Source organism: Bacteroides pyogenes DSM 20611 = JCM 6294 (genome assembly GCF_000428105.1).
GTDB lineage: Bacteria > Bacteroidota > Bacteroidia > Bacteroidales > Bacteroidaceae > Bacteroides > Bacteroides pyogenes.
In genome coordinates this window covers 49,459-65,545 of record NZ_ATZH01000026.1, presented here as the reverse complement: position 1 = coordinate 65,545, position 16,087 = coordinate 49,459, and the positions used below count along the sequence as shown (strand labels likewise).

Annotated in this window: 13 protein-coding genes; 6 read left to right on the top strand and 7 right to left on the bottom strand. The window is 42.3% G+C overall.

What is annotated here, in order from left to right:
* The 6 genes from C234_RS17885 to C234_RS0107560 form a co-directional block, all read left to right on the top strand.
* The coding region (locus C234_RS17885; protein ID WP_211231528.1) for a hypothetical protein at positions 1-383 on the top strand (383 nt) is incomplete at its 5' end.
* Positions 384-951: 568 nt separating this feature from the next.
* A complete protein-coding gene (gene metF / locus C234_RS0107580; RefSeq protein WP_027325264.1) occupies positions 952-1,905 on the top strand; it encodes a methylenetetrahydrofolate reductase [NAD(P)H] in 954 nt (317 codons plus the stop codon).
* A gap of 54 nt (positions 1,906-1,959) precedes the next feature.
* Entirely contained in the window at positions 1,960-3,084 is a 1,125-nt protein-coding gene (locus C234_RS0107575) for a DNA polymerase III subunit (RefSeq protein WP_027325263.1), read from the top strand.
* 43 nt (positions 3,085-3,127) lie between these two features.
* A complete protein-coding gene (locus C234_RS0107570) occupies positions 3,128-4,534 on the top strand; it encodes a PSP1 domain-containing protein (protein WP_027325262.1) in 1,407 nt (468 codons plus the stop codon).
* Complete coding sequence (gene gldH, locus C234_RS0107565) at positions 4,512-4,985, top strand: gliding motility lipoprotein GldH (protein ID WP_027325261.1); 474 nt, start codon at positions 4,512-4,514, stop codon at positions 4,983-4,985. Before C234_RS0107570 ends, gldH begins: the two co-directional genes overlap by 23 nt.
* A 28-nt stretch (positions 4,986-5,013) precedes the next feature.
* Positions 5,014-6,480, top strand: a complete 1,467-nt coding sequence (locus C234_RS0107560; protein WP_051290196.1) for a glycosyltransferase family 52 — start codon at positions 5,014-5,016, stop codon at positions 6,478-6,480.
* A gap of 7 nt (positions 6,481-6,487) precedes the next feature.
* Here C234_RS0107560 and rodA read toward each other — a convergent pair whose 3' ends face one another.
* From rodA to C234_RS0107525, 7 genes are all read right to left on the bottom strand, one after another.
* Positions 6,488-7,945, bottom strand: coding sequence for a rod shape-determining protein RodA (rodA, locus tag C234_RS0107555; protein ID WP_027325259.1), 1,458 nt, complete (start codon positions 7,943-7,945; stop codon positions 6,488-6,490).
* Positions 7,926-9,788 (bottom strand): penicillin-binding transpeptidase domain-containing protein, encoded by a 1,863-nt coding sequence (locus C234_RS0107550; protein WP_027325258.1) that lies wholly within the window; start codon positions 9,786-9,788, stop codon positions 7,926-7,928. Before C234_RS0107550 ends, rodA begins: the two co-directional genes overlap by 20 nt.
* A 2-nt stretch (positions 9,789-9,790) precedes the next feature.
* Complete coding sequence (gene mreD, locus C234_RS0107545) at positions 9,791-10,288, bottom strand: rod shape-determining protein MreD (RefSeq protein ID WP_027325257.1); 498 nt, start codon at positions 10,286-10,288, stop codon at positions 9,791-9,793.
* Entirely contained in the window at positions 10,285-11,130 is an 846-nt protein-coding gene (gene mreC / locus C234_RS0107540) for a rod shape-determining protein MreC (RefSeq protein ID WP_027325256.1), read from the bottom strand. Before mreC ends, mreD begins: the two co-directional genes overlap by 4 nt.
* A gap of 140 nt (positions 11,131-11,270) precedes the next feature.
* Positions 11,271-12,293 carry a rod shape-determining protein gene (locus C234_RS0107535; RefSeq protein WP_027325255.1) on the bottom strand — a complete coding sequence of 341 codons (1,023 nt, stop codon included), beginning with the start codon at positions 12,291-12,293 and terminating at the stop codon, positions 11,271-11,273.
* Positions 12,294-12,416: 123 nt separating this feature from the next.
* Positions 12,417-13,940 (bottom strand): bifunctional phosphoribosylaminoimidazolecarboxamide formyltransferase/IMP cyclohydrolase, encoded by a 1,524-nt coding sequence (purH, locus tag C234_RS0107530; RefSeq protein ID WP_027325254.1) that lies wholly within the window; start codon positions 13,938-13,940, stop codon positions 12,417-12,419.
* 90 nt (positions 13,941-14,030) lie between these two features.
* Entirely contained in the window at positions 14,031-16,067 is a 2,037-nt protein-coding gene (locus tag C234_RS0107525; RefSeq protein ID WP_027325253.1) for a M13 family metallopeptidase, read from the bottom strand.
* Positions 16,068-16,087: the final 20 nt, after the last annotated feature.

The window sequence follows — 16,087 nt, the reverse complement described above, 5'->3', positions numbered from 1 at the left end:
ACAACTTTCGTTGGCATCGGCATGGCGTTTCACATGGGCCAAAGCAAGCTCGCCATCATGCCGTAGGAGATGGTGCGGGGGAGCCTAATATGGTTCACATACGGCAAAGCAACCGCATGATGATTGACAATCTGACTTGCGGTAGCACCGGCAAGAGGTTTCACAGACAGCAAAGAAACCCTGCCATACGGCCTGCAAACATCTCAGACATTCCATCCCTATTGAAGGAAAGCAAGCGGCATACGATTAACGACGTCCGGCGCGAAAGAGAATCGGTGACGCATACAAAAGAAAAGCAAGTATATCACACACATGATTGTTACACGGAAAAGCTTTTACTTGAAGAAGAAAAGAGACGAAAAGCAAGTACATCACACACATGATTGGCTCTGCGAAATGCAGGCATAGCACATACCGAATATGCGTGAAGGCATTACACCTTTTTCATTCCAACCGCAAGTTTTTCCTTTTAACCGCCAATACGTCTGACGGACGTGCACCATTCGGATGTCGGTTGCGTTTTATGGAAATACCTCTTCTTAGCAAGTGGCGCGAAAAAGCGTAAAAAGCCGTCATAAACTACACAAAGCTACCTCTCATATTACAGGCTTATAAAAACACAAGCCAACGACAATAAAGTGCGAAATTAAACGGAAAAGAAACAAGGAAAAAGAGAAATAAAGAGAAATGCAAAATAAAAGAAAAATTTTCAGAAAAGTAAAAAAGGATAAACAGCCTCGGTTCGATGATATAGAATAGACCGATAATAATATTATATGAACTAAAAGAGATTGGCAAATTTAAGATACAACAACATGACCACACTCGATGTTTTCCAGAACAAAAGCAAACTATTTTCAGGTATTACGAGAGAAAATCTTTCTTTTTTCGTATTTTTGTCCCAAGATGAGAGTTTTTCAAGTAATGCACAAGCTGCAAATAATATAAAGAATGAGAGTTATCGATTTAATACATAACAATACAAAAACCGCATTTTCTTTTGAGATACTTCCGCCTTTGAAAGGAACCGGAATAGAAAAGCTATATGAGGATATTGACACACTGAGAGAGTTTGACCCCAAATACATCAACATCACCACTCATCGCAGTGAATATGTATACAAAGATTTGGGAAACGGATTATACCAAAGAAATCGTCTCAGAAGACGCCCAGGTACCGTCGCAGTAGCGGCCGCTATCCAAAACAAATATAACATCACAGTAGTGCCTCATATCTTATGCAGCGGATTCAGCCGTGAGGAAACCGAATATGTGCTGTTGGACTTGCAGTTTCTGAACATCACCGACCTCTTGGTTCTCCGTGGAGATAAAGCCAAGCACGAATCTTCTTTTACTCCGGAAAAAGACGGATATTATCATGCCATCGAATTGCAAGAACAAATAAACCGCTTCAACCAGGGCATTTTTGTAGACGGCTCGGAAATGAAAGTCACCAATACACCTTTTTCATATGGAGTAGCCTGCTATCCGGAGAAACATGAAGAGGCTCCCAACATGGAAGCTGATTTATATTGGTTGAAAAAGAAAATGGAGGCCGGCGCGGAATACGCCGTAACCCAACTGTTCTACGATAATAAAAAATACTTCGATTTCGTGAAGCAAGCCAAAGCCGCAGGTATTCATATTCCAATCATTCCGGGAATCAAACCGTTCAGAAGGACCTCTCAACTAAGCATGATTCCGAAAACGTTTAAAGTAGACCTACCGGAAGATCTGGTGAAAGAAGTTTTGAAATGCAAAAACGAATCGGAAGTAGAACAAATAGGGATTGAGTGGAGCGTGAATCAATGTAAAGAATTGATGTCTTTCGGGGTGCCAAGCATCCATTTTTACTCCATCGGAGCGGTAGAAAGTATTAAAGAAGTAGCGAAACTCATCTATTGAAATAAGAAAAAAAGATTATCAGTTATAAATGACAAACTTACAATCAATACTACAGTGTTTTTCAGAGATGTAATCGGTCAAGAAGAGATTAAGCAACGCCTTATCGGAGATGTAAACGAAGGGCGAATAGCTCATGCCCAACTCATTTGCGGACAAGAAGGGGTAGGAACCATGCCTTTGGCCATTGCCTATGCCCGATATATCAGCTGTGCCAACCGCAGTGCGACAGATGCATGCGGGACATGTCCTTCGTGCGTAAAATTCAACAAGCTGGTTCACCCCGATATACATTTTGCATTTCCCATCGTAAAAAACACTAAAAAGAAAAAAGACGTTTGCGATGATTACATTGCCGACTGGAGGGCATTCGTGATAAAAAATCCCTATTTCAACCTGAACCATTGGCTGAATGAAATAGAAGCAGAAAACTCTCAAGCGCTGATATATGCGAAAGAAAGTGACGAGATTCTCAGAAAACTCACTCTGAAATCGAGTGAGGGAGGGTATAAGATCACCATTATATGGCTACCCGAAAAAATGCATCCGGTATGTGCGAACAAACTGTTGAAACTCTTGGAAGAGCCACCGGCACAGACTGTTTTTCTTCTCGTTTCCGAAGCGCCGGACATGATTCTCCCAACCATACAGAGCCGCACCCAACGGATCAATGTACGAAAAATTGATGAAGCAAGCATCGACCGCGTATTGCAAGAAAGATACGGAATCCTGGAAAACAGCAGCCATTCTATCGCTCACCTCGCCAATGGCAATTTCATCAAAGCACTCGAGTCAATTCATCTGAACGAAGAGAACGAGTTGTTTTTCAATCTGTTCGTAAGTTTGATGCGTCTGTCTTACCAACGAAAAATCAGAGAAATGAAGTTATGGAGCGAACAAGTGGCCGGAATGGGACGCGAACGCCAAAAAAGTTTTTTAGAATATTGTCAGCGTATGGTTCGAGAAAACTTCATTTATAATCTGCATCAAAACGACCTCACATATATGACAATAAGCGAACAGAATTTCGCCACCCGCTTCTCTCCTTTTATCAATGAAAGAAATGTGATGGGAATCATGGATGAGTTAAGTGAAGCGCAGTTGCACATAGAGCAGAATGTAAATGCTAAAATGGTGTTCTTTGATTTTTCACTGAAAACAATTGTTCTTTTAAAGAACTAAGAATATATTAAAACCGTAAAATTATTAAATAGTATACAGACTGATGGAATATAAACTTTATAACGGCAGCGGAAAACTTTGTTGCAAAGGTTGTTCCCGCCAAGACAACAAGTTAAATACATACGACTGGCTGGCAGACATCCCCGGCAATGCCGAAGAATGCGAGATGGTAGAAGTACAGTTCAAGAATACACGAAAAGGATATTACCGCAACAGTAATAAAATACAATTGGAAAAAGGAGATGTTGTTGCCGTAGAGGCGACTCCCGGACACGACATCGGTGTGGTAACGCTGACCGGACGCTTGGTTCCCTTGCAAATGCGGAAAAGCAATCTGAAAGCCGATGCCGAAATCAAACGTATTTACCGGAAAGCCAAGCCGGTAGATATGGAAAAGTTCAACGAAGCCAAAGCAAAAGAACATGCAACCATGATTCGAGCCCGCCAAATAGCATTGAACTTGAATCTCAATATGAAAATCGGAGACGTGGAGTATCAGGGTGATGGAAACAAAGCTATCTTTTACTATATCGCCGATGAGCGAGTAGACTTCCGCCAACTGATCAAAGTTCTAGCCGACGCTTTTCGGGTACGCATTGAGATGAAACAGATCGGTGCACGGCAAGAAGCAGGGCGCATCGGAGGAATCGGTCCCTGTGGACGTGAGCTCTGCTGTGCTACTTGGATGACGAGTTTCGTATCCGTATCGACAAGTGCGGCACGCTTTCAGGATATCTCCCTGAACCCGCAAAAGCTTGCCGGACAATGCGCCAAATTAAAATGCTGCATGAACTATGAGGTAGACTGCTATGTAGAGGCACAGAAACGGCTGCCATCCAAAGAAATTGAATTGGAAACCAAAGACGGAACATTCTATTTCTTCAAGGCAGACATTCTGAGCAATCAGATCTCATACTCCACCGACAAAAGCTTCCCCGCCAACTTGGTCACCATAAGCGGGAAACGGGCTTTCGAAATTATCGCCATGAATAAGAAAGGAATGAAACCCGACAACCTTCAAGAAGCGGAAGAAAGACAAGAGCCGAAAAAAGCAACCGATTTACTGGAACAAGAAAGCGTGACTAGATTTGACCGCGGACGGAATCATAAAGAAGGGAATAATGCAAGCCGGAATAGGAAAAAGAAAAAAGGAGGTATTAAACCTGTAGAACAGATTGTTGAAAACGGGAATCACTTACAAAACTCCGAAAGCAATAAAAAGACAAAAGACAACCGTCCTGTAAACAATAACCGAAACAGGCAAAGCAGGGAACAAAGCAACAAGAACCGACAGTCGGGAAAAGAACAAAACATAGAAACGGGGGCCAATAAAGAGCAAAAGCAGGAGCAAAAAAAGCACGTTATTCGAGAACGTTCTTCCAAAGCCGGAAGAAACGTTAATCATGAGGAGAAACGAAATAAAAACAATGAGAAATCTGTTCAGGAATAGTATAGTAGTTTTGTGGGGTATATTCTTGGCAACAGCATGTCATACAGACATCATATATCACTCCTACCAACCCCTTCCTTATAAAGGCTGGAAGAAGAGTGACACACTCTTCTTCCAGGTTCCCCTTACAGATACGATACCCGGCAGTCTCAAAATATTTGCTGAAGTACGAAACAAAATCAATTACCCATATCGTGACCTATACCTTCTCATCCGCCATAATTTACCCGATTCAACTGTTTACAGAACAGACACTTTAAATTTCAGCCTTGCCAATAAAGAGGGACAATGGCTTGGAAACGGCTGGGGAGGTCTTTATTCATCAGAACATTTAATCAGAAAAGGATTGTTTGTCCATACCACCGGTAGATATACATTTAAAGTTACGCACGGTATGAAGGATGAAACCTTAATAGGATTAAACGATATCGGAATAAGAATACAGAAATAAGCTCTAATATTACTAGAAAAAATACTCAATGAAAATAAAAAATCTATTCCGGCTATCATTATTATCCGCTGCTGCTTGCTTTTCTTTAATCGCATGCCGTAATCATGAAAAAGCGCCTTATATCAATATTGAAGAAGGCAAAGACTTTATATCAACCAATTGGGAGAGCAAAGCTCTTCAACTTGAAGTTTGCTCAAACACAGCATGGGAAATAAAAAAAGAGACGGAAGAAAAGTGGTTTGAAATTAGCCATATTCAAGGAGATCCGGGAAAAACAACGCTTGTATTAAGGTTTACGGAAAACAAACAATCTGCGCGACATGCTAAACTTCATTTTATATACAAGAACGGAAGCCTTCCATTCACCGTGCAACAAAGTGCTGCCAATACTAATTTCGACTCACCCGATTATTTTTTCTATGTCACTTTCGGAACAATGCCTACACTGTATGCAGGATTACACATGTTGTCTCATAACAAAACCAGTTTCTTTTCTTACGAACGAACAGGAACATTCAATCCTGAGAAAGTTCCATCACACATCACCGTAATTAATGGTGACAAATCATCACAAAATGTCATGCGCGATGAAATAAAAAAGAAAATTCTTGAAATCAACGCAAAAGATCCAAATGCAATTTTTGGTTTCCAAGTAGATGATCTCAGAGCCCGTTTAGGCTACGACTGGTTTGTCAAGCAAGGTATCGATTCGTCAAGAGTGAAAGTAACCATGCTTTCCGACGGTACTGCCACATACGAGAACTTCAACCATGCGTTCGGGAATGCGGACTCCGGAGCAAAGAATTGGGAAAAGTATCGAGAAACTATAAGCTCTCTGACATGGGAAAATCCAAAAAGAATTACGGAAACAAGAGCCTTGCCTGAATTTGAATCACCTCTATGGAGTTATTACTTGTCGACATGCCCCAATTATAGACTTCTGCTGCAAAACAAAGAATTGTTGGAAACAAACAGCTTGTATATAAAAGATGAAATGAATAAAATGAAGGCATTAAGTGTTTCGCCTCTGGAACTATTAAAAGAATTAGATGAGGCAAATCAGACTGTATTTTATGAAATGGCCAACTTCGACAAAGCGAAATTCGAAAAAATATTCAATCAATCTCCCAAGAAGAATCTTATTATTATAGGAACCAATGGGAAAGATAAAGAGCAGAAAAACTATGTAAAACATATAGCCCAAAAATATAAAACCGATTACGATATATTCTTCAAGCCTCATCCGGCCGACAAAAGCTCTACTAATTATGAAGTCGAATTTCCCGGGTTGACGCTTCTTCCGGCTCAAATGCCTTTTGAGCTCTTGCTTTGGTCATTAATGGATGAAATAAGCTTAATAGGTGGCTACCCATCCACTGTATTTATTACAGTACCCATAGAAAAAATCGGTTTCATATTCGGCGCCTCTCCTACAGATATTTTTAGACCACTGAACGTCTTACTCAAAGACGCACCACATATCGAATGGCTGTAGAAGCCCCCTAAAGTCTTCTACTTCTTCCTGCATCAATTCGCAAAAAGATGAATAATAAGATAGTAAATCCCCAAAGAGAAGAGCCTCCATAACTAAAGAAAGGTAAAGGAATACCGATAACAGGTGTAAGTCCAAGTACCATTCCGATATTAATAAACAGATGAAAAAGGAAAATACTGAGAACCGAATATCCGTAGACTCGGCCAAAAGTGGAAGTTTGACGTTCTGATAACGTTATCAATCGAAGTATCAGAATAAGAAAGCCCAGCAACACCGCCGCAGAACCAATAAAGCCCTGCTCCTCTCCTACCGTACAAAAGATAAAATCAGTATCCTGTTCCGGCACATATTTCAGTTTTGTTTGAGTTCCGTTCAGGAAACCTTTACCAGTCAGTCCTCCGGAACCAATTGCAATTTTAGACTGATTCACATTATATCCTGCTCCGGCTAAATCTTCTTCCAGTCCCAATACCACTTTAATACGAATCTGCTGGTGAGGTTCGAGGATATTATCAAAAACATAATTGCTTGAATACAAAAAACCAATAGAAGCAATCGCAAACAATCCTATTAAAAAATAAGATCGCCGGCGTTCGGTCAACGCCAAATAGAATAAATAGCCTATTGTAACTACACAAAGTCCCCACTGCACCCACACCAAATTAAAATGAACAACATACTCCGATATTAAATAAGCGATCAATAAAACGAGCAGGATTCCAACAATCATATTACGCGCAGGCTCCCACTTTTTACGATATACCCAAACCATTCCCGCAGAAAACAGCAACACCAACGATAACACCATAAAATCCCCCAAAGGAGTCGGAGTATCCGCAATATACACTTCATCAAAACGAATACCTAGAATAAAATATACGACAGCACATAGTCCGGCAAAAAGTACTACCCCCGGCATTCCTTCACGATACAGGACCAAAAAGAAAGCTAAATAAACCAATGCCGATCCTGTTTCGCGCTGACCTATAATTAAAAGCATGGGAAGCAATATCAAGAAAGATAAGGTTAAGATGCTCTTTCTTTTCTTTATACTGAATGAGTAAGAATTCATGTATTTTGATAGTGCCAAGGCCGTAGCGAACTTAGCAAACTCTGCCGGCTGCAGACTGACCGGCCCCATTACCAACCAAGATCGCGATCCCTTTGTATCAGGAGCAATAAAAATAGTCACAATGAGCAATAAGATCATGCCTACATATATAATATATGCAAATATATCATACATTCTCTCTTCCAACATCAATAGAATAAAACCCAATCCGAAAGAGCAGATAATCCAAACGAACTGCTTCCCGGCACGAGTGGAGAAGTCGAAAAAATCACGATTCCCATAATCATAGCTGGCTCCGCACACACTAAACCATCCTGCAATAATCAGAAATAAGTAAACAACAATAGTTACCCAATCTAAAGATTTCCACAAACTAACGTTCCTCGTCGCCATAACTAATTATTCTATTACTATACTCTTCTGCTTTCGCTTCGCTCGACGGAGACAAAGTTCCATTCAAATACTGTTCCATTATCAACGTACCGATCGGCACACCGTATACCGCACCGAAGCCACCATTCTCCACATAAACAGCGACGGCAATCTTAGGTTTATCCATAGGGGCAAATCCCATAAAAACGGAATGGTCGTGTCCTCGATTCTGCGCAGTTCCGGTTTTACCGCAAATTTCCACATTCGGAAGTATTGTTCCCGCCACCCGACATGTTCCTCCGGTCACCGCAGCCCTCATACCAATTGCCACATCCTCATAATGCTTCTTATCTATTGTTGTATAACGCGGAAAACGATAAAGACTGTCCAACTGCTCTCCTTGTATTTCCTTCACGATATGAGGAGTAATGAAATATCCCCGATTAGCTATGGTGGCTCCCAAGTTAGCTATTTGCAAAGGTGTTGTTAAGATCTCCCCCTGCCCGATAGCAATACTAATTACGGTCAGCCCATTCCAATGCCCCCTATATGCTTTATCATAAAATTGCGCGTTCGGAATCAACCCTCTCTTTTCTCCCGGCAAGTCAACTCCTAACTTATAACCGAAACCTTGAGATACCATGTGATCTTTCCAGACCGTAATAGCATTCTGAGGCGAGCCATACTTCCGGTCTCCAAACATACGAAACAGTCCCCAGCAAAAGTAAGAGTTGCATGAAGTCGCAATAGAAGGGATCAAAGGCAATGGCGAACCATGAGCATGGCATCCAACAGTAAGTCTTCCGTAATGAAAGCCATGCGAACACGGGAATAAAGGGCTTTGTGTAGAAACAATACCTTCCTGCAAAAAAGTCAATCCTTGCGCCGTTTTAAAAGTAGAACCGGGAGGATACACTCCCATCAACGCACGGTTTAAAAGAGGTTTCTTTTTGTCGCGTTGTAAAACCAAATGATTTTTACCCCGCTGACGTCCAATCATCAAATGCGGATCATAATTCGGAGAAGATACCAAACAAAGAATCTCCCCGCTCTCCGGTTCAATGGCAACAATACTTCCGATTTTATTCTTCAGTAATCGTTCGCCCAACATTTGCAAATCGATATCCAAACTCAAAGTCAAATTCTTTCCCGGAATAGAAGGCTTGTCATATTCGCCATCCATATAATGTCCTTGAATACGACCATGAGCATCTCTAAGCAACACCTCCACTCCTTTCTCACCACGCAGGTATTTTTCATAAGTCCTTTCTACTCCGAGCTTTCCGATGTAATCCCCGCGAATATAATATCCGTCCTCATCCGCCTCCATATCTTTCACCGAGACCTCTCCAATGTCGCCCAAAGCATGAGCGGCAGCATTATAACTATACTGGCGAATAGTGCGCCGCTGAACATAGAACCCTCTGAATTTAAACAATTTCTCCTGAAATACACCGCATTCTTCGGCGGACAGTTGAGACATAAACGGTTGATTGGTATATTTAGAGTATCCGGGATTCCGATAACGATCTCTCATATCGTTCATTATCTTCAGGAATTGGGCGCGAGTAATACCCAGTGATTCGCAGAGGTCAAGCGTATCCAGATTTTCAATCTCTTTGGGAATAACAGTAATATCATATGCAGGTTGATTAAACACCAGCAATTTCCCGTTTCTGTCATAGATGGCTCCACGCGAAGGATACTGAATTTTATTCAGAAAAGCATTACTGTCCGCATGCTTCTTGTAATCGTCGGTCATTATCTGTAAAACAAAAAGACGTATCAAATAGATAATAACGATGGACAGAGCTATTCCTCCGACAACGAATTTCCTCTTTTCTAACGTATAATCTTTTGCCATTCTTAGCTCCTTATTCCCTCTATAGCGGCAATGCAAGTGACAGTAAGAAGAGTGCAGGCAATTACCTGCAACAATAACAGCCCAATACCCGAAAATGAGAAAAACTCAATGGAAAGCAACACCAGACAATGAACAAAGACACTACTAACAGTATATTTCATAAAGGGACCGACACCCATTGTCCGGAAAGAAGGAACAATACTATCCAGATTATCACGCGGCATAAACAAACGCAATAACGAAGGACGAAGAAAAGCCAGCAATACAGTAGCCGCCGCATTCATTCCGGGCGTATCGGCAAAGATATCGATTGTCAGCCCAAAAAAGAAAGCCCACAACATCAACTCATTCCGTGAGCAACCGGAGCTAAACTTCAAAATAAAATAGATATAAAGAAAAGGAGTCGCATATCCGCCAATATGAACATTATTGAGAATAAGCACCTGAAGCAGAGCCAACCCAATGAACCATCCGATTCTATGTATATAAGTTATTATCATTGCCTTATAATCTTATTATCGAGTTCCTTCAATTCTTGTTGACCGTTTCGCGCAATAACCCGGACATCACTAATCTTACCAAAATCTGTCGCGAGTTTGATTTTCAGCAAATATGACAAGCCATCATGAGAATCGGACATATCATCTACAGTGCCAACGATAATACCCTCCGGAAAAACGGTCGAGAACCCACTAGTCACTACCGTATCCCCCAGATTAAATTCCGCATGCCGGGGCAAATCTTTCAAATAAGCATAACGAGAATCACCTCGTTCCCATTTCAAATACCCAAAATAATCGCTGCCTACAATCTTGCAGCTTATGTTCGATTTACTGTTCAATACAGAAATAACCAACGAATAAGAGGGAGACGTTTCATATACAATACCTACTATTCCATTCCCGTCTACCACTCCCATTTCAGGTCTGATACCTTCATTGTAACCTTTATTCAATGTAATATAATTATCCCCCAGATTAATGCTGTTTTTAATAACCTCCGCCTTAAACAACTTATAATCGGTTTGCGGTATCTCTCTAATGGCATTGATCGTAATCGAATCCATTCGGTGTTCTTTCAACGCTCTTTCCAAATTTCTGATTTGTTGCTCGAGCACAATGTTCCGATCAAGTAAATCACTGTTCGCCGATTTTAAGTGAAAATAAGAAGAAATACCTCCGGAAATTTCATAAACAATCCCTGCAACCATATTCGCAGAAGTGAAAAAAGCACTCTGTTGATACCGGTTGAACCGAAATAACAAAACAAAACTGGCTACCTCTAACAAAATAAAGAGGAACCAGTAATTGTATTTCAGAAGGAAGTTTATCAGATTCCGCATATTTTCCCTTTAAGAATAAAGGAGGTGTCTGAGAAATCCGCATCTTATGTTTAATCCCGTCACGGACAAGCTATAGCAAAAGAAAACTTTATTCCTAATCACTCTTCAGACACTTTCTTTACTCACATCCTTATCAAGTGTTATCTCATCAAGAACGAGAAGCGTTCTACATTTTTCAAAGCTATACCTGTTCCTTTGGCAACCGCATGCAAAGGATCTTCGGCAATATGGAAAGGTATATTGATTTTATCGGTCAAACGTTTATCCAATCCACGCAACAAAGCTCCACCTCCGGCCAGATAAATTCCATTATGAACGATATCCGCATACAATTCGGGAGGAGTATTCTCCAAAGCGCTCAAGATAGCGGTTTCAATTTTAGAAACAGATTTTTCCAAACAATGAGCGATTTCCTGATAACACACAGGCACCTCCATCGGTAAAGCCGTAATACGGTTAGGTCCGTGAACGATATAATCCTCCGGAGCATCTTCACCCAATTCTGTTAAAGCGGCGCCTACATTAATTTTAATACGTTCCGCCATACGTTCACTCACCTTTACATTATGCTGGCGATTCATGTATTCTTGAATATCCGCCGTCAAATCATCACCGGCAATACGGATAGAATTATTGGAAACAATACCCCCCAAAGATATAACCGCGATTTCAGTCGATCCCCCGCCTATATCTACAATCATATTGCCTTCGGGAGCTTCTACGTCAATTCCGATACCTATAGCGGCAGCCATCGGCTCAAAAATCAGATAAACATCACGTCCTCCTGCAGGTACGGCAGAGTCACGGACTGCACGCAATTCCACTTCCGTACTTCCTGAAGGAACACCAATAACCATTCGCAAAGAAGGCGAAAACAAACGATTGCGAGTATTTACTTGCTTAATCAATCCTCGCATCATCTGTTCACATGCATGAAAGTCGGCAATCACTCCATCTCTCAGCGGACGAATGGTACGTATATTTTCATGAGTCTTTTCATGCATCAGTTTTGCCTTTTCACCCACGGCAATCATTTTATCTGTACGGCGGTCCAACGCAACAACCGAAGGTTCATCCACCACTATCTTTCCGTTAGTGATGATGATGGTATTGGCCGTCCCCAAGTCCATCGCTATTTCTTGTGTAAAAGAAAATAATCCCATATTATTTTAAGATTTTATTGGTTTACAGTTTACGATTAAAAATTCTCTTATTCTACAATCTCACCATTCACGTTCAAATCATCTTTCAATCGTAAATCGCAAATAGTCTGATTGGCTATTAAATTAGTGTTTAAAATGTCTTATTCCGGTAACAGCCATTGCCATTCCGTGCTCATTGCAGTAAGCAAAAGACAAATCGTCCTTTATCGAACCACCCGGTTGAATTACAGCAGAAACACCTTCTTTGTCTGCTATCTCTACGCAGTCGGGGAAAGGAAAGAAAGCGTCGGATGCCATAACCGCTCCTTTCAAGTCGAACCCGAACGATTTCGCTTTCTCGATAGCTTGCTTCAAAGCATCCACACGTGAAGTCTGCCCCACTCCGCTTGCCAGCAACTGCTTCCCTTTTGCCAGTACTATCGCATTCGATTTACTGTTCTTAACGATTTTATTGGCAAAAAGCATATCGGCTATTTCGGTTGCCGTAGGAGCTTTTTCCGTCACAATTCTCAAGTCCGCCGCTGTTTCAATGTTCAAATCCTTGTCTTGCGCCAACACGCCGTTCAATAATGAGCGGAATTGTTTTTTAGGAAGTTTGTTTTCTTTGCGAACCAGAATGATACGATTCTTTTTTTGTCCCAATATTTCAAGCGCATCCACATCGTAGTCCGGCGCGATAATCACTTCGAAGAATATCTTGTTGATTTCTTCCGCAGCTTCTTTATCAATCACTCCGTTCGTAATCAACACTCCTCCGAAAGCCGAAACGGGATCGCCTGCCAGCGCATCTTTCCATGCCTCCGAAACAGAAGAACGTGAAGCCAATCCGCAAGCATTATTATGCTTCAAAATGGCAAAGGTCACATCGTCGAACTCATCTATCAGTTCGACAGCCGCATTGATGTCCAACAAATTGTTGTAAGAAATCTCCTTTCCATGAATCTGATCGAACATATCGTCCAAATTACCATAGAAATATCCTCTCTGATGCGGATTCTCACCATATCGGAGCATCTTCGGGTTGTTTGTGGAATAACGGAAAGCAGAGCCTTCGCCGGCATCAAAATAATTAAAAATAGCCGAATCGTAATGAGAAGATACCGCAAATGCTTCCTTAGCCATCCAACGACGTTCTTCCAAAGAAGAACTGGCTCCGTGCTCCATCAGCATATCCAGCAAAGGCTTATATTGAGCCTGAGACGCAACGATAATCACATCGTTATAATTCTTGGCGGCGGCACGGATCAAAGAGATTCCCCCGATATCGATTTTCTCAATGATTTCGCTTTCCGACGCACCCGAAGCTACAGTCGCTTCGAACGGATACAAATCGACAATAACCAAATCTATTTCGGGGATTTCGTATTTCTCAATTTGCTGAATATCTTGCTCCAACGAACGTCGGCAAAGGATTCCACCGAAAATTTTCGGATGCAAAGTCTTCACCCTCCCTCCCAGAATAGAAGGATACGAAGTCAAGTCTTCCACAGCCTTACAAGGATATCCCAACGATTCTATAAACTGACGGGTTCCGCCTGTCGACAGAAACTCCACTCCCTCCTCATGAAGTTTGGTAATAATCTCATCCAAGCCTTCTTTATGGTATACAGATACCAGCGCGTTTTTTATTCTTTTAGACCCTAACATTGAATTGCTTATTAAGTATTTGATGCGCAAAGTTACGAAATATTGTTTATCGTACGTAACAAATGGGATGTGAATTAATTAAAAAAATGATTACCAAATAGATACTCGTTTATCTTCAGGCACGAATATCGGGTCTTTTTCGGTGATACGGAAAGCTTCATACCAAGGTCCTATATGCGGCAATGCCCCGTTTACACGCCATTTGCCCAGCGAGTGCGGATCGAGCTTGGTAAGCCGCAATATCTCTTCGGGACGGATGTTTCCCGCCCACACATTGGCATAGGCCAAGAAGAAGCGCTGTTCGGGTGTAAAGCCGTCGACAACTCCCAGCGGAGACTTCTCCATTGCTTTTTTAAAGGCCTGATAAGAAACAAGCAATCCGCCATGGTCGGCGATATTCTCACCCAATGTCAGCTGACCGTTCGCATACACTCCCGGAGCCACCCGGATGCTGTCGAAGAAGGTTACCATCATCTGAGCGCGCTCGTTAAATTTCCGCGCGTCTTCTTCCGTCCACCAGTCTTTCAAATTTCCGTCCTTGTCGTATTGACGTCCCTGATCATCGAAGCCGTGCGTCATTTCATGGCCGATCACCACACCGATGGCTCCGTAGTTCATCGCGTCGTCGGCATTCATATCGAAGAAAGGAGCTTGAAGAATAGCGGCGGGGAAACATATCTCGTTCGTCGTCGGGTTGTAATAAGCGTTCACCGTCTGAGGAGTCATGAGCCATTCATCCTTGTCCACCGGCTTCCCTGCCTTAGCCATCATATCCTCATACTCCCAACGACTGGCACGTTCGATGTTTGCCCAATACGAATCGTTTTTGATCTCTAAAGCGGAATAGTCTTTCCATTTGTCGGGATACCCTATTTTCACATGAAAAGTCGATAGTTTTTCCAACGCCTTTTCCTTCGTCGGTTCGCTCATCCATTCAAGCGCCTTGATGCGGTCGCCCAAAGACGTTTGCAGATTCTTCACCAAAGTCACCATTCGTTGTTTGGCTTCGGCCGGGAAATATTTTTCCACATACATCTGTCCCACCACTTCGCCGAGAGAGCCGTCGACGGTGGCCACCGCACGTTTCCAGCGTGGCTGCATTTCTTTCTTGCCCGACATCGTCTTGCCGTAAAATTCGAAATCCTGCGCCACGAAGTCATCGCTCAGGAAAGAAGCGGCCGTATTGATTACTCCCCACTGCAAATAGAGTTTCTGCTTGTCGAGGGGTACGGAATTTATGATATCGGCAACTTCCTTGAACGACTGAGGTTGTCCCACATTAAGTTCTTTCAAGTCTTTCAGCCCTGCTGCCGAAAAGAAAGCATCAGTGTCGAAAGTAGGATAATTTATCTTCAGCGTATCCACTGTCATCTTATTGTAGTTGGCATGCGGATCGCGCAATTCGACTTGCGAACGGGCGGCTTTGGCCAAACGCGTCTCGATGTTCATCACAGCTTCGACCGCTTTTCGGGCAGTCGCTTCATCGTATCCTGCCAGACCAAACATCCGGGCAATGTGCTGTTGGTATTTATCGCGTATGTTTTTCGTCTGCTCGTCGTCTTCCAGATAATAGTCGCGTTCTCCCATTCCCAGGCCGCCTTGGTAAGTATGAACGATATTCATCGAACTATTCATGTCGTCCGCGCTTACATAGAAGTGGAAATACGGATGAATGCCTTTCTTATGCTGTTCGGCAATGAACGCATATATTTCGCTTTTATCCTTCAGAGCCGCTATCGCTTCCAGCTCTTTTTTTACAGGCGCGGCGCCTTCCTTATTAAGCTTCACGCTGTCCATGGCAATGTTGTAAAGATCACCCACCTTTTGAGCAGCGCTTCCGGGCACATTGTCTTCTTTGGCAGCCAGTTCCACAATCAGTTCTTTCAATTGTTCCCTGTTGTTTTCGCGCAACATGTCGAAAGATCCGAAACGCGAATACTCGCCTGTCAGCGGATGGTTCTTCATCCAACCACCGCAAGCATATTGATAAAAATCCGTACCCGGCAGAGCCGTAGTATCCAAATTAGCAAGGTTGATACCCGAAGCAAGCGCAGCTTCTTTCCTGCTGTTACATCCTGTCGTCATAAGGCAAAGAGCAAAAATCGGTAAATACTTGGTTATTTTCATAATTCATGTTTTTTTTAAAA